The sequence below is a fragment of the Sphingomonas sp. Ell38C01 genome (genome assembly GCF_055231975.1).
This window is the reverse complement of the sequence record NZ_JBUYVA010000001.1, coordinates 2,212,319-2,230,105: the sequence shown is the minus strand read 5'-3', so window position 1 is coordinate 2,230,105 and position 17,787 is coordinate 2,212,319. Positions and strand designations below refer to the sequence as shown.

Sequence of the window (17,787 nt, the reverse complement as noted above, 5' to 3'; positions counted from 1 at the left end):
ATGCTCGAGATCGGGAATAAGGATATCGGGGTCGCTCACAGTCCACCGAACCGGCGCTGGCGACGCGCGAATGCGCCGACCGCATCGTGCAGGGCGGCCGCATCGAAATCGGGCCACAGCGTGTCGACGAACAGCAGTTCGGCATAGGCGGCCTGCCACAGCAGGAAATTCGACAGGCGATGCTCGCCAGACGTGCGGATCAGCAGGTCAAGCGGCGGCAGGTCACGCGTTTCGAGCTCGGCCTCGATCATGCTCGCATCGATCGCGGTCGATTCGATCGCCCCGTCGCGAACGCGCTCCGCCAGCGTCGTCGCCGCGCGGACCAGTTCGGCCTGCGCACCATAGTTGAGCGCGATCGCCAGAATCGGCCCGGTATTCACCGCGGTCCGCGCGACCGCGTCGTCGACCAGCATGACCACGTCTGCGGGAAAGCGGCGATAGTCGCCGATCACGCGCAGCCGCACATTCTCGCGCACCAGTTCGTCAAGGTCGTTGCGGATGAAGAAGCGCAGCAACCCCATCAGGTCGCCGATCTCCTCTTCGGGCCTGCGCCAGTTCTCGCTGCTGAACGCATAAAGCGTCAGCGCCTCGATCCCCATCGCGCGCGCCGCACGGGTGACCGAGCGGACCGCTTCCACGCCCGCCTTGTGCCCGGCGACACGCGGCAGGAACCGCTTCTTCGCCCATCTGCCGTTGCCGTCCATGATGATCGCGACATGGCGCGGCAGCGTGGCGATGTCGGGTGCGAGCGAGGGCTGCGTGCTCACATTCCCCTCCCGCTTGCGGGAAGGGTTGCGCCGCCGCCAGCTCCGCGAGGAGTGCCGGGCCGCTCATGCCCCCGGCGTGAGCTAAACAGCATGCGCTGTTTTCCCGTCACTTACCCAGGATTTCCTTTTCCTTCGCCGACGACACGCTGTCGATCTCCGCAACCGTAGCATCGGTCAGCTTCTGGACCTCGGTCTCGTGCCGCTTGCGCTCGTCCTCGCCGAAGACGCCCTTCTTCTCGTCGGTCTTCAGATTGTCCATGCCGTCGCGACGCACGTTGCGCACCGCGACCTTGGCCTTCTCCGAATAGGTCCCCGCCAGCTTGGCGAGTTCCTTGCGGCGCTCCTCGGTCAGGTCCGGGATCGGCAGGCGCAGCGTCTGGCCGTCGTTGATCGGGTTGAGCCCGAGCCCTGCGGAGCGGATCGCCTTCTCGACATGGCCGACATTGGTCTTGTCCCACACCTGCACCGACAGCATCCGCGGCTCGGGCGCCGACACCGTCGCGACCTGGTTGAGCGGCATGTGCGCGCCATAGACCTCGACCGTCACCGGATCGAGCAGCGTCGTCGATGCGCGACCGGTGCGCAGTCCGCCCAGGTCGTGGCGCAGCGCCTCGATGGCGCCCGTCATGCGGCGTTCGAGATCGGACTTGTCATAGGCTGGCATGGGGACTCTCCAGGGTCTGCACGACCGTCGATACGCCTTCGCCCGCCAGGACCGCGGCGAAATTGCCGTGCTCGCGGATGTTGAAGACGACGATCGGGATGTTGTTGTCACGGCACAGCGCGACTGCGCTGGCGTCCATGACCTTCAGATTGGCGGACAGCACGGTGTCGTAGCTGATGGTGTCGTAGCGCTTCGCGTCCTTCACGACCTTCGGGTCGGCATTGTACACGCCGTCGACCGAGGTGCCCTTGAACAGCGCATCGCATTTCATCTCGGCGGCGCGCAACGCGGCGCCCGAATCGGTGGTGAAGAACGGGCTGCCGACGCCGGCCGCGAAGATCACGACGCGGCCCTTTTCCAGATGGCGCTCGGCACGCCTGCGGATGAACGGCTCGCACACGCTGGCCATCGGGATCGCGGACTGGACGCGCGTGTCGACGCCGATCTGCTCGAGCGCGTTCTGCACCGCCAGCGCGTTCATGACGGTGGCGAGCATACCCATGTAATCGGCGGTCGCCCGCTCGAATCCCTTGGCGGCCGCCGCGAGACCGCGAAAGATATTGCCGCCGCCCACGACGATGCACAGCTCGTAGCCCTGCGCCTTCACGCCCGCGATCTCCCGCGCGACCCGCGCCGTGACGGCGGGATCGATCGCCAAGCCGTTCTCGCCCATCAGGACTTCGCCCGACAGTTTCAGGAGGATGCGTTTGTAGCGCGGTGCGGTCATGGGATCCGTGGGTCAGGGGGGAGCGGGGCGGATCTTAGGCGGGGTGCGGGTGACGCACAACCTCTCGCCTGGCGCCAATTCCCTATCCCCGTAGGAGAGGGAGGGTGCGACGCAGTCGCGGAAGGGTGAGGACAGTGATGATTTCCTGCCCTCACCCTTCCCACTGACTTCGCCAGCGGGCCCCTTCCCTCTCCCAAATGGGAGAGGGACTTCGTCAGGTCACGCGTTCTGCGGCACGCCCGACACGGCCGCGACTTCGGCGGCGAAGTCCGACGCCTCCTTCTCGATGCCTTCGCCCAGCTGGAAGCGGACATAATCCACCAGCTTGATCTCGGCACCCGCGTCCTTACCGGCCTTGGCGACGACGTCGGAGATCTTGGTCTTGCCATCCATCACGAACAGCTGGCTGACCAGCGCGTGCTCCTTGCGGTACTTGGCGATCGCGCCGTCGACCATCTTGCCGTGGAACTCGGCGGGCTTGCCCGATTCCTGCGCCTTCTCCATCGCGATCGCGCGCTCGCGCTCGATCTCCGCCTCGTCCAGCTCGTTCTCGTTCAGCGCCTTGGGGAACGCCGCGGCGATGTGCATCGCCAGGCTCTTGCCCAGCGCCTGCAGCGCCTCGTCCGATGCCTCCGATTCGAGAGCGACGAGCACGCCGATCTTGCCGAGGCCCGGCGTCGCCTGGTTGTGCATGTAGCTGACGACCGCGCCCTTCGAGACCTCGACTCGCTTCACGCGACGCAGCGACTGGTTCTCGCCGATCGTCGCGATGTTGTTGGTCAGCGCCTCTTCGACGGTCTTGCCCGACGGCATCGCCGCGGCCTTGAGCGCGTCGACGTCCGACGCGCCCGCCAGCGCGATCTGCGTCACGTCGCGGACGAACGCTTGGAACTGGTCGTTCTTGGCGACGAAGTCCGTCTCGGAGTTCACCTCGACCGCGGCACCCGCAGTGCCGCTGGTGGCGACGCCGACCAGACCCTCGGCCGCGGTGCGGCTCGACTTCTTGGCGGCGGCGGCGAGCCCCTTGGTGCGCAGCCAGTCCATCGCGGCATCCATGTCGCCGCCATTCTCGTTCAGCGCCTTCTTGCAGTCCATCATGCCCGCGCCGCTCTTCTCGCGCAGGTCCTTGACCATCGCTGCCGTGATATCGGCCATCGTCTCAATCCTTATATTCTCGAACCCGCTCGGTGGGGCCCTGAACCAATCAAAGACCGCTCGCCCAAAGACCGCTCGCCCTGAGCCTGTCGAAGGGCTGCCCGTCTTCTGTTACGGAAGAAAGGCAGTGCTTCGACACGCTCAGCACGAACGGTCGGGGGAGCGTCGAAGCTGATTCGCGTTACGCGTCGATCTGGCGCTCGCCCTCGGCAGCCAGTTCGGCGGCGATCTCGGCGTCGGCAGCCGACGCGGTCGTCACGGGGCTCGCCTCGATGGGCGCGTCCTCGGCGACGATCGCCTCCTCGACCGGCGGCTCCATCATCGCGCCGATGTCGGCGCCCGAGCGACGCTGCTGCTCCTGGTTGCCGCGGGTCGCGGCGATCGCGATCGCCTCGCAGTACAGGCGGATGGCGCGCGCCGCGTCGTCGTTGGCGGGAACCGGGAACGCGATACCGTCCGGCGACACGTTCGAGTCGAGGATCGCAACGACGGGGATGCCCAGCGTGTTGGCTTCCTTGATCGCCAGCTCTTCCTTGTTCGCGTCGATCACGAACATCACGTCGGGAATGCCGCCCATGTCGCGGATGCCGCCGAGCGAAAGCTCGAGCTTGTCCTTCTCGCGGGTCAGCTGAAGGACTTCCTTCTTGGTCAGGCCGTGCGTGTCGCCCGAGAGCTGCTCTTCCAACGCCTTCAGGCGCTTGATCGAGTTGCTGATCGTCTTCCAGTTGGTGAGCATGCCGCCAAGCCAGCGATGGTTGACGAAGTGCTGGTTCGAACGGCGCGCGGCGTCCGCGACGGGCTCCTGCGCCTGGCGCTTGGTGCCGACGAACAGGACCTTGCCGCCGCCGGCGACGGCCGACGACACGAACTCGAGCGCGCGCGCGAACAGCGGCACGGTCTGCGAGAGATCAAGGATGTGAACGCCGTTGCGATCGCCGAAGATGTAGGGTTTCATCTTCGGATTCCAGCGATGCGTCTGGTGGCCGAAGTGCGCGCCGGTTTCGATCAGCTGCTGCATGGTAACGACAGGTGCCGCCATGGGGGTATTCCTTTTCCGGTTAGGCCTCTGGGAAGCGGATGACGCGTGGCCGAAACGGCCTGCGCACCGGGTTATGATGCTTCCCATGCGGAGTTGAGGCGGCGCGCTTACCCGACATTTTTTTTCTGCGCAACCCTTGACCGCAAAGAACGAAGGTGGAACAAGATGTAGAACATAGAGGGAACTGGCGGTAAAATCCGGCGAAACGTCGAATTTTAAAGGCGGAATGGTCTGAGACGTTGCGAAGCACGGGAACACAAAACCCGTTCATCTGTTTGCGGCCTGTAAGGGTTCGCGTTTTTTTCAGGGAGGCGAACATGTTGACAGATTTCGTTATTTTCGCATTTGTGGGTGGCTTCGCCACCGCTACTTACGCGATCGGTTCCACCGTCATGCCGCAGTTCGACCGGATCATGTCCGCATTGCGCGGTCAGCCCGTCGAGCAGTTCGCGCCGCTCGCCACGCTAGCGCGTGCCGAGAACAGGATCGCGATCAGGCGTTGGGCTGCACAGCCGGCGCGGATGGCTGCACGGGCTCGCGCTGTCGCCTGACACGGCTGTAACCGGCGATACTGAAGGGCAGCGATAGCAAGTACGCGGCGCTGAGTGCAGAGAGCGTATGCCAAGGCGCTGACACCGCCGCAGCGCCCAGCAGTACGATCACAGCAAGCGCTTCGAACCGGATATGGGGACGCAGTTTCATCGACGACCAGGAATAGGTCGCCAGGCTCGACACCATCAATGTGGCCACCAGTGCGGTCCAGGGCGCAACGATCAGCGGATGGCGCGCCAGATCCTGGCCCGACCAGAACCACACGACCATCGGCAGCAGCGCGAGTGCGGCACCTGCGGGAGCCGGAATCCCCGTCAGGAAGCCAGCGGACTTGTGCGGCTGTTCGGCGGTATCGATCTGCGCGTTGAACCGCGCGAGCCGCAGCGCGCAGAAGACCGCGAGCAGCAGCGAACAGATCCAGCCTATACGCGGCAGCGTGTTGAGCGACCATAAATACAGGATCAGCGCGGGCGCGACCCCGAACGAGATCGCGTCGGACAGCGAATCGAGTTCGGCCCCGAACCGGCTTTCTCCGTGAAGCAGGCGCGCGATCCGCCCGTCGATTCCGTCGAGCACACCCGCGACGAGGACCATCGTCACCGCCAGCTCGAATTGCCCCATGATCGCAAAACGCACCCCGCTCAGCCCCGAGCACAACGCGAGCGCGGTCACCGCGTTCGGCGCGACCGCCCGCAGCGGCAGTCCGCGAGAGGTGCGTCGCAGCGGGCGCCTCATGTGCGTTGGCTGCGGTGACGCGAACGGGCTGCGATCACTGCGAGATCCCGGTCGCGGGTGCTGCGCCGCGACGGCCGATCACCGTTTCGCCCGCGATCGTGCGCTGGCCGAGCGCAACCTGCGGCGCATAGTCGTCGGGAAGGAACACGTCGACGCGGCTGCCGAACCGGATAAGCCCGATCCGCTGCCCGCTGGCGACCATGTCACCCGGCTTCACGAAACCGACGATCCGGCGCGCGACCAGCCCGGCGATCTGGGTGAAGCCGATCCGGCGGCCATCGAGCCCCTCGACGACGATATGCTGGCGCTCGTTCTCGTCGGACGCCTTGTCGAGATCGGCATTGAGGAACTTGCCCGAGATATAGACGACCTGCCGCACGGTGCCTGCGATCGGCGTCCGATTGATGTGGACGTCGAACACCGACATGAACATCGATACGCGCACCATCGGTGCCTCGCCCAGGTCGCCGACCAGCTCGCGCGGCACGGCGACGCGCTGGATCATCGTCACCAGCCCATCGGCGGGCGCGACGATCAGGTCGTCGCCCTGCGGCGTCGTACGCACCGGATCGCGGAAGAACACCGCGACCCATGCGGTCACGCCCAACAACGGCCAGAACAGGATGTTCGAAACCAGCCACGTCAGTGCCAGCGTGATCGCCAGCGCGATCGCGACGTACTTCCGTCCTTCGGGATGGACCGCGGGAAAGCGCCATTTGACGGTAGTGGTGGAGAGCGGCACGGATCCGTGCGGCGGCTTGTCTAGCGATGCCATCGGCCGGGTCTATCGATGCGCGCGCCGGGTGACAACGGCCAACGCGCTCACAGTCGCACGCCCCGGCACAGGCGGTAATGGGTGCCCGTCCGGATGTCGGTGAACGCGGTGTGCGTATCCACACGGATCTTCAGCCGTTCCGTAACCCGCCTGGCGGGCCCGCCGCCCTGGCTCACACAGCTTTGCATCAGCGTATACCGGGCCCCGATCCGCGCGATCACGCGGCCACGACATTGCCCTGCACTGCGTGAGCCGATCCCCAGTCCGTTATAGTCGCGCAGTACCGCGTTGGCGGGATCGCGGCATGGGCTGTCGCGGTCGACATAGGCACCGCGCACCAGCGGCAAGGTGTCGGCGGCCGCGACCGGGGCGGCGAGGACGACGAGGAACAGGGCAGGCAGACGCATCGATACTCCTTCGATCACCGTTTTCCGGCAGCGCGCGTCGATGGCCGTCGCGCGGCGGCTCCGCAACCCCCATGCCGTCGCGCCCGACCGATCGGGCGGTTGATCGTCGGGTCCCTTCCCCCTATCGACCGCGGCAACCCCTTTTCATTTTCTCCTTAAGAGGACACAGGCAGCATGGCGAAGATCAAGGTGAACACCCCGGTCGTCGAGATCGATGGCGACGAGATGACGCGGATCATCTGGGAATGGATCCGCGAGCGCCTCATCAAGCCGTATCTCGACATCGAACTCGACTATTACGATCTGTCGATCGAGCATCGCGACGCGACCGACGACCAGGTGACGATCGATAGCGCGCTCGCCACCCAGAAATACGGCGTCGCGGTGAAGTGCGCGACGATCACCCCCGACGAGCAGCGCGTCGAGGAGTTCGGCCTCAAGAAGATGTGGAAGTCGCCCAACGGCACGATCCGCAACATCCTGGGCGGCGTGATCTTCCGCGAGCCGATCGTGATGAAGAACGTGCCCCGCCTGATCCCGGGCTGGACGCACCCGATCGTCGTCGGCCGGCACGCTTTCGGCGACCAGTATAAGGCGACCGACTTCCTGGTGCCCGGCAAGGGCAAGCTGACGATGACGTGGACCGGCGAGAACGGCGAGACGCTCGACTACGAGGTGTTCGACTTCCCCGAGGCCGGCGTCGCGATGGGCATGTACAATCTCGACCAGTCGATCCGCGATTTCGCGCGCGCATCGATGAACTATTCGCTCAACCGCAAGTGGCCGCTGTACCTGTCGACCAAGAACACGATCCTCAAGGCCTATGACGGCCGTTTCAAGGACCTGTTCGCTGAGATCTTCGAGGCCGAGTTCAAGGATCAGTTCAAGGCAGCGGGCATCGTCTACGAGCATCGCCTGATCGACGACATGGTCGCCAGCGCGCTCAAGTGGAGCGGCGAGTTCGTGTGGGCCTGCAAGAACTACGACGGCGACGTCCAGTCGGACCAGGTCGCGCAGGGCTTCGGCTCGCTCGGGCTGATGACCTCGGTGCTGATGACGCCCGACGGCAAGACGATCGAGGCGGAGGCCGCGCACGGCACCGTCACGCGCCACTATCGCCAGCACCAGCAGGGCAAGGCGACCTCGACCAACCCGATCGCGTCGATCTTCGCCTGGACCGGCGGGCTGAAGTATCGCGGCAAGTTCGACAACACGCCCGACGTCACGCGCTTCGCCGAGGAGCTTGAGAAGGTGTGCGTCGAAACCGTCGAGAACGGCCACATGACGAAGGACCTCGCGATCCTGATCGGCCCCGACCAGCCCTGGATGACGACCGAGCAGTTCTTCGAGCAGGTCCGCGCGAACCTCGAGGCGAAGATGGCGACCTGGGCGTAACGCCCCTCGCCGTTCGGCCAACGAAAAGGGGCGCGGCATCGCAGGTGCCGCGCCCCTTTTTTCTGATCGTCACCCCGGACTGTTGAGGAAGAATCGGCCCCCCGGATCACATCCGGGATGACCACACGCCGCAACAGTCCGCGTGGCCCCCGCTAGGGCTTGCCGGGCACCGCGGTGATCTTCGCACCCGCGACCTGCCACACCCGCTTGTCGCGCGTCCCGACCATCAACGGCATCCGCGCGGCGAACGACGCGAAGACGTGGATCTCGGTCGGCACCGGATCTAGCAGGTGATTAACGAACAGTCCCACCGGCGTCGCGCCCGCGGGCAGCTTCGGGATGCTCATGTTCAGACACCCGACGCTGTACGGCCGCGCGCTGATCGCCTTGCCGTCGGCGCCCACGATCACGCGATAGTGCCCGCCCAGCGGATATTCGCCCGCCTTCACCTGCGCGCTCAGCAGATACACCGCGACCGGTCCGTTGCCCTGCGGCGACGGCAACACGACGGTGTTGAACGGCGACGCAGTGCAGGTCACATACTTGCGCACCCCCGCCTCCGCGAATGCAGCCTCGCGCGCCTGTGCAAGCCGACGCTGCGCCTCGGTAAGCGGAACCGGCTCTGCGAGTATGCGTGCATCGATCACCGTGCCCGCCCGCACCGACGCGACAAACACCGCCTGGGCGGATTCCGCACGCCCGGTGTAGAAGGTGACGGCGAGCGTCCGCTCCGCTGCGGGCTCGACCACCCAACCGCCGATCGTCGCGACCCGCTCCGCCGGCAGCTTCGCCTTGAGCGCATCGGTCGCGACCCATGCCGCGCGATCGAACGCGAACAGCGCGGAGCCGATCGCCGACGCACGAGCGATGGCTTGCGCCTCCCCCGAGACGGGAGCCGGCGGTGCAATCTGTGCCGACGGCGGCGTGGCCACGCATGCGAGCGCGAGGAGCGAGAACCGGATCACGACGCATCTCCTGCGAAATCACGGCTATCCTGCCACCACCCAAGCGGCGATGGCGAGCACATTCGCGACCACGCGCGACGACGAGGCTGACTTTTGCGCCCGGCAGCGGCTAAGGTCGCGCCATGGCACTCAGGCTCGACAATCCCGGCTTCTCCGACACGCTCGTGATCCTGGGGGCGGCGGGCCTCGTCATTCCAGCCTTCGCGCGGTTCCGGGTCAGCCCGGTCATCGGGTTCATCCTCGTCGGCATCCTGGTCGGGCCTGCAGGGCTCGGGGCCATGGTCGATCAGGCGCCATGGCTCTACTACGTCACCATTTCCGGGCCGGAAGCGATCGAGCCGTTCGCCGAGTTCGGGATCATCCTGCTGCTGTTCTCGATCGGCCTCGAACTTTCGTTCAGGCGCTTGTGGTCGATGCGACGGCTGGTGTTCGGGACGGGCGCGGCCGAGCTGCTCGGCTCCGCGGTAATCATCGGCGTCGCGCTGCATTATATGGGACAGGGCTGGACCGGGGCCGCCGGGCTCGGTCTCGCGCTCGCCTTGTCGTCGACCGCACTGGTGCTTCCGCTTGTCGGCACGACGAGCCCGGTCGGGCGCGGCGCCTTCGCGATGCTGTTGTTCGAGGATCTGGCGCTCGTCCCGATCATCTTCGTGCTCGGTGCACTCGCCCCCGCCGCGACCGATACGGGGTGGCAGGGGATCGCGGGAGTCGCGCTGCGCGGCGGGCTGACGGTGGTGTTCATGTACGTCGCTGGCCGGCTGGTGCTCCCGCGCCTGTTCGCGCAGGCGGCACGGACGAAGAGCCCGGAGCTGTTCCTCGCCGCCTCGCTGCTCGTCGTCATCGTCGCCAGCGTCGCAACCACCGCGGCGGGGCTGTCGCCGATCGTCGGCGCGCTGCTCGCCGGGCTGCTGATCGCGGAAACCGAATATCACAGCGAGGTCGAGGTGATGACCGCGCCGTTCAAGGGCCTCGCGCTGGGCGTGTTCCTCATCACCGTCGGCATGAGCCTCGACCTCCGCCTGATCGCGGCGAACTGGGTCGAGCTGCTTCTTGCGGTCGTCGGGGTCGTCGCGGTGAAGGCGATCGTCACCTATCTGCTGCTGCGGGTCGCCAATGCGCGGCGAGGAGTCGCGGCGGAGACGGGGCTGCTGATGGGCAGCCCGTCGGAGACGACGCTGATCGTGCTGGGCACCGCCGCGCAGGCACAACTGATCCTGCCCTCGACCGCGGCCTTCTGGCAGACCGTCACTGCGATCGGGCTGACGATCACCCCGCTGCTCGCCAAGGCGGGCCGCGGTATCTCTCGCAAACTCGAATCGCGCGGCGACGGCGTGGTCGAGCCCACGCCCGACAGCACGCGGATCGTGGTGATCGGGTTCGGGCGCGTGGGGCTGATGGTGGCGGACATGCTGGCGGTGCACGGCAAGCCCTATGTCGCGGTCGAGGCGGATATCGACGCGGTAGAGGCCGCACGACGGCGCGGCTATCCCGTGCTGTTCGGCGACGTCGCGCGCGCGGAGCTGGTCGACCGGCTGGACCTGACCAACGCGCGTGCGCTGATCCTCACGATGGACGATCCGGTGCTGTCGGTCCGGCTGGTCCGCAAGGTGCGCGCGCTGGCGCCCGACCTGTCGATCATCGCGCGCGCGCGCGATACGACGCACGCCGCCGAGCTGTACCGCGCGGGCGCGACCGATGCGGTGCCCGAAACGCTCGAAAGCTCGCTGCAACTGTCGGAAGCGGTGCTCGTCGACCTCGGCGTCGCGATGGGGCCGGTGATCGCGTCGATCCACGAAAAGCGCGACGAAATGCGCCAGACGATCCGCCGCGAGGCCGAACTGAAGCGCGAACCGCGGATTCGCCGGGTCCGCAGGTTGGGCGAATCCGCGACCGCCGGAACACCAAAATAGCACACGGACGCAACGACTTGGCGCACAATCGTCATGTCGTATCACCTCCCGGCCTCGATCCACATCGCGTTCATGATTGGAACTCCATCGCAACGTTCACGTTCGAAACGGGAACGATAAGGGAGAAATCGATCATGACTTCGAAATATCTTCTTGCCGCCGCGCTGCTCTCGGCCCCCGCTTTCGCCGGCGCGCAGACCGCCCCGGCCCCGGCCCCGACGGCTCCTGCGGCGCCAGTGGCTGGTGCTCCGGCGGCGGCGGCTCCTGCCGCGGCGGCCGGCGCACCCACCGCTGGCGCAAAGGTGTATGACGCGCAGGGTGGCGAGGTCGGCACGATCGCGAGCGTCGACGCGGCGACCTCGGCCGCTGTCATCGACACCGGCACCAACAAGGTCGCGGTCCAGCTCTCGTCGCTCGGCACCGGCCCCAAGGGCGCGACGCTCGGCCTCACCAAGGTTCAGCTCGACGCCGCCGCGACGCAGGCGCAGTCGCAGACCGCTGCCACGTTCAAGAGCCAGCTCGTCGCGGGTGCGCAGGTCTATGGCGTCGGCGGCACGCCGGTCGGCACGATCAAGACGGCGGATGCGGAGTTCGTGACGGTCACGACCGCCAAGGGCGATGCGAAGCTGCCGATCGCAGGCTTCGGGCCGGGGCCGAAGGGTGTGACGATCGGCCTGACCGCCGAGCAGCTCAACGCCGCGCTGGGTGGCGCGCCGACGACGAAGTAAGTGTTACGGGCGCCGGTTTCGCGACCGGCGCCCATTTAATTTCCCGTTACCCAGCGAAAGCTGGGAGCTTTTCATAGAGGGGCACTCCCTCAGAAAGATCGCGGCGTCTGCTGGGATGACGTCTGCGGCTTACGACCCAAGCCCCGCACGCACGGCGGCGATCGCATCGCCGGCCTTGTCGGCATCTGGCCCACCGCCCTGCGCCATGTCGGGCCGCCCACCGCCGCCCTGCCCGCCCAGCGCCGCCACCGCGCGCTTGACGAGATCGACCGCGCTGAATCGCGCGACGAGATCGTCGCTGACCCCGACCGCGACCGACGCGCGCCCGTCGTTCACGGCGACGATCGCGACGACGCCCGATCCGGTCCTCTGCTTCGCCTCGTCGACTGCGCCACGCAGCCCCTTCGCCTCGAACCCGTCGAGCACCTGCCCGACGAATGCGACGCCGCCGACGTCCTCCGGCCCCGCCGCCGCCGATCCGCCACCGCCGCCGAGCGCCAGCGCCTTCTTCGCATCCGCCAGCTCGCGCTCTAGCCGCCGCCGGTCCTCGACCAGCGTCGCGACCCGTGCGGGCACGTCGTCGGGGGTCGTCTTGAGCGTCGCGGCGACCGCGCGCAGCGTCTCGTCGCGCTGTGTCAGATAGGCGCGCGCCGCTTCGCCGGTCAGCGCCTCGACGCGGCGCACGCCGGACGACACGGCGCCCTCGCCGACGATCTTGAGCAAGCCGATGTCACCGAGCGCCGTCACATGCGTGCCGCCGCACAGTTCGATCGAGTAGGTCTTCCCGTCATCCTCGGTGCCCATCGACACCACGCGGACCTCATCGCCGTATTTTTCGCCGAACAGCGCCATCGCGCCCATCGCGATCGCATCGTCGGGGGTCATCAACCGCGTGACGACCGCGCCGTTGCCGCGGATCTGCACGTTGACCGCGGTCTCGGCGTCGGCGAGTTCGGCCGCGCTCATCGCCACCGGGTGCGACACGTCGAAGCGCAGCCGTTCGGGCGCCACGAGGCTGCCCTTCTGCGCGACATGCGTGCCCAGCCGCTGTCGTAGCGCCTCGTGCAGCAGGTGCGTCGCGGAATGGTTGGCTCGGATCGCAGCGCGGCGCTTCACGTCGATCGCCAGCTTCACCGCATCGCCGACCCGGATCGCGCCGTCGCGGATCGTGGCGTGGTGGACGAAGACCTTGCCGAGCTGCTTCGACGTCTCCGACACGTCGGCGTGGAGCCCCGCGTAGGACGCGCCCCCCTCGGACGTAATCGTCCCCGCATCGCCGACCTGCCCGCCGCTCTCGCCATAGAAGGGCGTCTGGTTGACGACGATGTCGACGCGGTCGCCAGACGCGGCGGTATCGACGCGGACGCCGTCCTTCACCAGCGCGACGACCTCGGCTTCCGCGGTGTCGCTGGCATAGCCGACGAACTCGGTCGCGCCGCGCGCCTCGACGATGTCGAACCAGATATCGTCGGAGGCCTTGGCGCCCGAACCCTTCCAAGCCGCGCGCGCCGCACGCTTCTGCTCCGCCATCGCCGCGTCGAACCCGGCGCGATCGACCGACAGCCCGCGCGGGCGCAACGCGTCCTCGGTCAGGTCGTAGGGGAAGCCGAAGGTGTCGTAGAGCTTGAACGCCGCCTGCCCGGCGAGCGTGTCGCCCTCCGCCAGCCCCGCCGTCTCCTCGTCGAGTAGCCGCAGGCCGCGTTCGAGCGTGCGGCGGAACTGCGTCTCCTCCTGCTGCAACGTCGCCTCGATCAGCGGCTGCGCGCGGAGCAGTTCGGGATAGGCCGCGCCCATCTCCGCGACCAGCGCGGGGACGAGGCGGTGCATCAGCGGATCCTTCGCGCCGAGCAGATGCGCATGCCGCATCGCGCGCCGCATGATCCGGCGCAGCACATAGCCGCGCCCCTCGTTGGCGGGCAGCACGCCATCCGCGACGAGGAAGCCCGACGTGCGCAGGTGATCCGCGATCACGCGGTGGCTCGCCTGATTATCCCCCGTCGTCGCGGTATGCGTCAGCGCGCCCGACGCCGCGATCAGAGCCTTGAACGTGTCGGTGTCGTAATTGTCGGTGACGCCCTGAAGCACCGCCGCGACGCGCTCCAGCCCCATGCCGGTGTCGATCGACGGCCGCGGCAGGTCGCCGACGATCTGGTCCGCCTCCTGCAGATGCTGCATGAAGACGAGGTTCCAGATCTCGACGAAGCGGTCGCCATCCTCGTCGGGCGATCCCGGCGGGCCGCCGAAGATGTGGTCGCCGTGATCGTAGAAGATCTCCGAACACGGCCCGCACGGCCCGTCCGCGCCCATCGCCCAGAAATTGTCCTTGGTCGCGATGCGGATGATCCGCTCCTCGGGCAGCCCCGCGATCTTGCGCCACAGGTCGAACGCCTGGTCGTCGGTGTGGTAGACGGTGGCGGTCAGCTTTTCGGGCGGGAGGCCCCATTCCTTCGTCAACAGCGTCCACGCGTGCGTGATCGCCTGCTCCTTGAAATAGTCGCCGAAGCTGAAACTGCCGAGCATCTCGAAGAAGGTGTGATGCCGCGCGGTATAACCGACATTGTCCAGATCATTATGTTTCCCGCCCGCGCGCACGCACTTCTGCGACGAGGTCGCGGTGCGGTACGGCCGTGTTTCCAAACCGGTAAACACGTTCTTGAACGGCACCATCCCGGCGTTGACGAACATCAGCGTCGGGTCGTTCTGCGGCACCAGCGGCGCGGAGGGCACGATGGCGTGGCCGTTCGCCCCGAAATAGTCGAGGAAGCTGCGGCGGATGTCGTTCGTCGAGGTCATGGCGGGGGACTTAGGCGAGGCGCGCGCCTTGCTCAAGCCGTCAGCCGAGCGGTGTCTCGATCGAGGCGGGCGGCGTGCTGAACCATTTCGGGCCGGCGGCGGTCATGTGGAAGCAATCCTCCAGCCGTACGCCGAACCTGCCGGGCAGGTAGAGCCCCGGCTCGTCGGAGAAGCACATGCCCTCGGCGAGCGGCGTCGCCTCCCCGCGGACGAGATTGACCGGCTCGTGCCCGTCGAGCCCGATGCCGTGACCGGTCCGATGCGACAGCCCCGGAAGGCGATAGCCCGGCCCGTAACCGAGCGATTCGTAATAGCGGCGCACCGTGTCATCGACCTGCCCGGCCGGCGTGCCGGGCTTCGCCGCGGCGAACCCGATCTGCTGCCCGCGCGCGACATGCCCCCAGACCTTGCGCTGCTCCGCGGTCGCGGTGCCGTGGACCCAGGTGCGCGACACGTCGCTCTGATAGCCCTGCACGGTGCAGCCGCAGTCCATCAGCACGACCTGCCCGTCCGCCACCGTGTGCACCTGCTTGCTGCCGTGCGGATAGGCCGACGCCTCGCCGACCAGCGCGAGCGCGAATTCCGGCGCACCGCCCAGCTTGCGCGTCGCCGCGGTCATCAACGCGGAGATGTCCGCTCCCGTCATCCCCGCCTCGACGCGCGGGTACGTCCAGCGATAGGCGGCGATCGTGACGTCGGTCGCCAGTTGCATCAACGCGATCTCGGGCGCGGTCTTCACCATCCGGCAGCCGCGGACGACCGGGTTCGCAGGCACCAGCCGCGCCACGGGCAGCGCGCGCTGTAATGCGGTCGGGATGAAGCTGCGCACCGTTTCCTCGATGCCGATCGGACGCGTCGCCAGCTTGCGGTCGCGCAGCCAGCCCGCGACGACGCCGAGCGGATCCTGGTCCTCCTGCCACACGCGCACCTCGGCGGGGATCGCGAGCGTCTCGCGCACCGATGGCTCCTCGAAAAACGGCGTGACGATGCAAGCCTCTCCCTCGACCGGCAGGATCGCGAGGGTCGGGCGCTCGCTGCGGCTCCAGCGCACACCGGTGAAATAGATCATCGACGAGCCCGGCTCGATCAGCACCGCGCCGATGCCGTTCGCCTTCATCAGCGCCTGCGCGCGGACGAGGCGCGCGGCGCGCTCGGCTGGGTCGATCGGTTTCGCGCCGGTCGTCATGTCTCGAAGCGCCGACAGGTCGGGTTCGGCGGCGCGCAGGATCCGCGAAGTCGCCAGCAACGGCATCACGACGGCAGCGCCCAGAAGCGCGCGGCGGGAGAAAGAGGGATCGGCCATCGCAAGGGGATACGGCGCTTGACCCGCCGCCCGCAATCCCGTTGGTGCGCCCGCAGCGGATTAGCGCCGGGGATTAACGGGAGCATCGGATGGCCAAGCGGCTGACCTACTGGATCATGATCGCGCTGGTGATCGGCCTCGTCGTCGGCTGGGTCCTCAACGCGACGATCGACGACGGCACGCCGGCCTCGGCAGAGAAGCTGACGTCGATCGCGGGCTATTTCTCGATCGTGACGACGCTGTTCCTGCGGCTCATCAAGATGATTATCGCGCCGCTCGTGTTTTCGACGCTGGTCGTCGGCATCGCGCACATGGGCGACACCGGCGCGCTGGGGCGCGTGGGGCTGAAGAGCCTGGCCTGGTTCGTCGGCGCCAGCCTCGTCTCGCTGACGCTCGGGCTGTTCCTCGTCAACCTGCTCCAGCCGGGCGTCGGCCTCGCGCTCCCGCTGCCGCCTGCGACCGCGGACAGCGGCGTCGCGAAGGCGGCGTTCAACCTGAAGGACTTCGTCAGCCACATCGTCCCCGCCTCGATGATCGAGGCGATGGCGACGAACGAGATCCTCCAGATCGTCGTCTTCTCGATCTTCGTCGGCGTCGCGATCACCGCGGTCGGCGAGAAGGCCGCGCTGCTGGTGAAGGCGACCGAGGCGCTGGTGCAGGTGATGCTCCAGATCACCAACTACGTCATGCGGTTCGCGCCGTTCGCGGTGTTCGCCGCGGTCGCCTCGACGCTGGCGGAACGGGGCCCGAGCGTATTGGGCGACCTCGCCTATTTCATGGGCAGCTTCTATCTCGGGCTCATCACGCTGTGGCTGGTGCTGATCGGCGTCGCGTTCGCGATCATCGGCCCGCGTACCCGGCTGCTGGTCCGCTACATCCGCGATCCGCTGATCCTCGCCTTCTCGACCGCGTCTTCGGAAGCCGCCTATCCGCGCACGCTCGAGGCGCTCGACCGGTTCGGGGTGCCGCCGCGGATCGCCAGCTTCGTGCTGCCGCTCGGCTATTCGTTCAACCTCGACGGATCGATGATGTACATGACGTTCGCGTCGCTGTTCATCGCGCAGGCCTATGGCATCCACCTGTCGTGGGGCGAGATGGTCACCATGCTGCTGGTGCTGATGGTGACGTCGAAGGGGATCGCGGGCGTGCCGCGAGCGTCGCTGGTGGTGATCGCCGCCACGCTGTCGCTGTTCAAGATCCCGGAGGCGGGGCTGCTGCTGATCCTGGCGGTCGATCACTTCCTCGACATGGGCCGCTCCGCCACCAACGTGATCGGCAACGCGGTGGCCGCGACCGTCGTGGCAAAATGGGAGGGCCAGCTCGACATCCGCGAACCCGCCGACATCGATCCGCCGAGCGCGCCGACCGGCGGCGGCCCGGCGGTGGACGTCGACAGCTTCCGCAAGGTCTGATCCTCGGCGTGCGCGGGGTGACTCGAATGTCATCCACGCGACATCGCCGCATCACCCGCACAGGCGCAGATCGTCTCCATCGCCAAGAGGAGATGGACATGTCGAAGCTGATCCCCGCCACGCTGCTCGCCGCCGGCGCGCTGGTGTCCGCCACCGCCGCGGTCGCTGCCACGACCCATGCCGCGGTCGCGACACACGCGACGACGACCAAGCCCTCGCTGATGGCGCGGATGAAGACCGCGTTCGCGAAGCCGGCCGCGCCCGCCGCGACCACCCACGCCTATACCCGGACGAGCGCGACCGTCGCCGCCCCCGGCCGGATGGTCACGACGAAGACGAGCACCGGCAAGACGGTGACGTACAACTGCGCGAAGGCCGGCAACGCGACCAAGAAGGCCTGCAAATAACCCCCGCCGCCCCCGTGCGCACGCGTGTGCGCCTACGCGCGGGGGTGGTAAGC

Annotated in this window: 17 protein-coding genes; 6 read left to right on the top strand and 11 right to left on the bottom strand. The window is 67.4% G+C overall.

Going from position 1 to position 17,787, the window contains the following annotated elements; translation table 11 throughout:
• Positions 1-35: 35 nt before the first annotated feature.
• From ACV7NO_RS10520 to rpsB, 5 genes are all read right to left on the bottom strand, one after another.
• Positions 36-767 carry an isoprenyl transferase gene (locus tag ACV7NO_RS10520; RefSeq protein WP_463405952.1) on the bottom strand — a complete coding sequence of 244 codons (732 nt, stop codon included), beginning with the start codon at positions 765-767 and terminating at the stop codon, positions 36-38.
• Between the two features lie 106 nt (positions 768-873).
• A complete protein-coding gene (frr, locus tag ACV7NO_RS10515) occupies positions 874-1,431 on the bottom strand; it encodes a ribosome recycling factor (RefSeq protein ID WP_463405951.1) in 558 nt (185 codons plus the stop codon).
• Complete coding sequence (pyrH, locus tag ACV7NO_RS10510; protein ID WP_463405950.1) at positions 1,418-2,158, bottom strand: UMP kinase; 741 nt, start codon at positions 2,156-2,158, stop codon at positions 1,418-1,420. Before pyrH ends, frr begins: the two co-directional genes overlap by 14 nt.
• 219 nt (positions 2,159-2,377) lie before the next feature.
• A complete protein-coding gene (gene tsf / locus ACV7NO_RS10505; protein ID WP_463405949.1) occupies positions 2,378-3,313 on the bottom strand; it encodes a translation elongation factor Ts in 936 nt (311 codons plus the stop codon).
• Between the two features lie 181 nt (positions 3,314-3,494).
• A complete protein-coding gene (gene rpsB, locus ACV7NO_RS10500; RefSeq protein WP_463405948.1) occupies positions 3,495-4,352 on the bottom strand; it encodes a 30S ribosomal protein S2 in 858 nt (285 codons plus the stop codon).
• Positions 4,353-4,669: 317 nt separating this feature from the next.
• On the opposite strand from rpsB, the gene ACV7NO_RS10495 reads away from it, so the two are divergent.
• The gene (locus ACV7NO_RS10495) at positions 4,670-4,903 is read left to right on the top strand and encodes a hypothetical protein (RefSeq protein WP_463405947.1); all 234 of its coding nucleotides are present in this window, start codon (positions 4,670-4,672) and stop codon (positions 4,901-4,903) included.
• Here ACV7NO_RS10495 and pssA read toward each other — a convergent pair.
• From pssA to ACV7NO_RS10480, 3 genes are read right to left on the bottom strand one after another with little or no spacing between them, the layout of a single operon-like run.
• On the bottom strand, positions 4,845-5,639 hold the full coding sequence (pssA, locus tag ACV7NO_RS10490; protein WP_463405946.1) for a CDP-diacylglycerol--serine O-phosphatidyltransferase: 795 nt from the start codon (positions 5,637-5,639) through the stop codon (positions 4,845-4,847). The two genes, ACV7NO_RS10495 and pssA, sit on opposite strands and share 59 nt — an antisense overlap.
• Before the next feature lie 34 nt (positions 5,640-5,673).
• Entirely contained in the window at positions 5,674-6,414 is a 741-nt protein-coding gene (locus tag ACV7NO_RS10485) for a phosphatidylserine decarboxylase (RefSeq protein ID WP_463405945.1), read from the bottom strand.
• 47 nt (positions 6,415-6,461) lie between these two features.
• Positions 6,462-6,821 (bottom strand): hypothetical protein, encoded by a 360-nt coding sequence (locus ACV7NO_RS10480; protein ID WP_463405944.1) that lies wholly within the window; start codon positions 6,819-6,821, stop codon positions 6,462-6,464.
• Positions 6,822-6,995: 174 nt separating this feature from the next.
• Between ACV7NO_RS10480 and ACV7NO_RS10475 the strand changes: the two genes are divergently transcribed.
• The gene (locus tag ACV7NO_RS10475; RefSeq protein ID WP_463405943.1) at positions 6,996-8,216 is read left to right on the top strand and encodes an NADP-dependent isocitrate dehydrogenase; all 1,221 of its coding nucleotides are present in this window, start codon (positions 6,996-6,998) and stop codon (positions 8,214-8,216) included.
• Between the two features lie 152 nt (positions 8,217-8,368).
• Here the strand turns inward: ACV7NO_RS10475 and ACV7NO_RS10470 are convergent, their stop codons facing one another.
• Positions 8,369-9,181, bottom strand: a complete 813-nt coding sequence (locus ACV7NO_RS10470; RefSeq protein WP_463405942.1) for a hypothetical protein — start codon at positions 9,179-9,181, stop codon at positions 8,369-8,371.
• 122 nt (positions 9,182-9,303) lie between these two features.
• On the opposite strand from ACV7NO_RS10470, the gene ACV7NO_RS10465 reads away from it, so the two are divergent.
• Both ACV7NO_RS10465 and ACV7NO_RS10460 read left to right on the top strand, forming a co-directional pair.
• A complete protein-coding gene (locus ACV7NO_RS10465; RefSeq protein ID WP_463405941.1) occupies positions 9,304-11,091 on the top strand; it encodes a cation:proton antiporter domain-containing protein in 1,788 nt (595 codons plus the stop codon).
• A gap of 134 nt (positions 11,092-11,225) precedes the next feature.
• The gene (locus ACV7NO_RS10460; RefSeq protein ID WP_463405940.1) at positions 11,226-11,819 is read left to right on the top strand and encodes a hypothetical protein; all 594 of its coding nucleotides are present in this window, start codon (positions 11,226-11,228) and stop codon (positions 11,817-11,819) included.
• Positions 11,820-11,948: 129 nt separating this feature from the next.
• On the opposite strand, the gene alaS is transcribed toward ACV7NO_RS10460, so the two are convergent.
• Together alaS and ACV7NO_RS10450 are read right to left on the bottom strand one after the other, a co-directional pair.
• Complete coding sequence (gene alaS / locus ACV7NO_RS10455; protein ID WP_463405939.1) at positions 11,949-14,612, bottom strand: alanine--tRNA ligase; 2,664 nt, start codon at positions 14,610-14,612, stop codon at positions 11,949-11,951.
• A gap of 40 nt (positions 14,613-14,652) precedes the next feature.
• Positions 14,653-15,915, bottom strand: coding sequence for a M24 family metallopeptidase (locus ACV7NO_RS10450; protein ID WP_463405938.1), 1,263 nt, complete (start codon positions 15,913-15,915; stop codon positions 14,653-14,655).
• A gap of 89 nt (positions 15,916-16,004) precedes the next feature.
• Between ACV7NO_RS10450 and ACV7NO_RS10445 the strand changes: the two genes are divergently transcribed.
• Both ACV7NO_RS10445 and ACV7NO_RS10440 read left to right on the top strand, forming a co-directional pair.
• Positions 16,005-17,327 (top strand): dicarboxylate/amino acid:cation symporter, encoded by a 1,323-nt coding sequence (locus ACV7NO_RS10445; RefSeq protein ID WP_463405937.1) that lies wholly within the window; start codon positions 16,005-16,007, stop codon positions 17,325-17,327.
• Positions 17,328-17,425: 98 nt separating this feature from the next.
• Positions 17,426-17,734 carry a hypothetical protein gene (locus ACV7NO_RS10440; protein WP_463405936.1) on the top strand — a complete coding sequence of 103 codons (309 nt, stop codon included), beginning with the start codon at positions 17,426-17,428 and terminating at the stop codon, positions 17,732-17,734.
• The last annotated feature ends 53 nt before the right edge of the window (positions 17,735-17,787 follow it).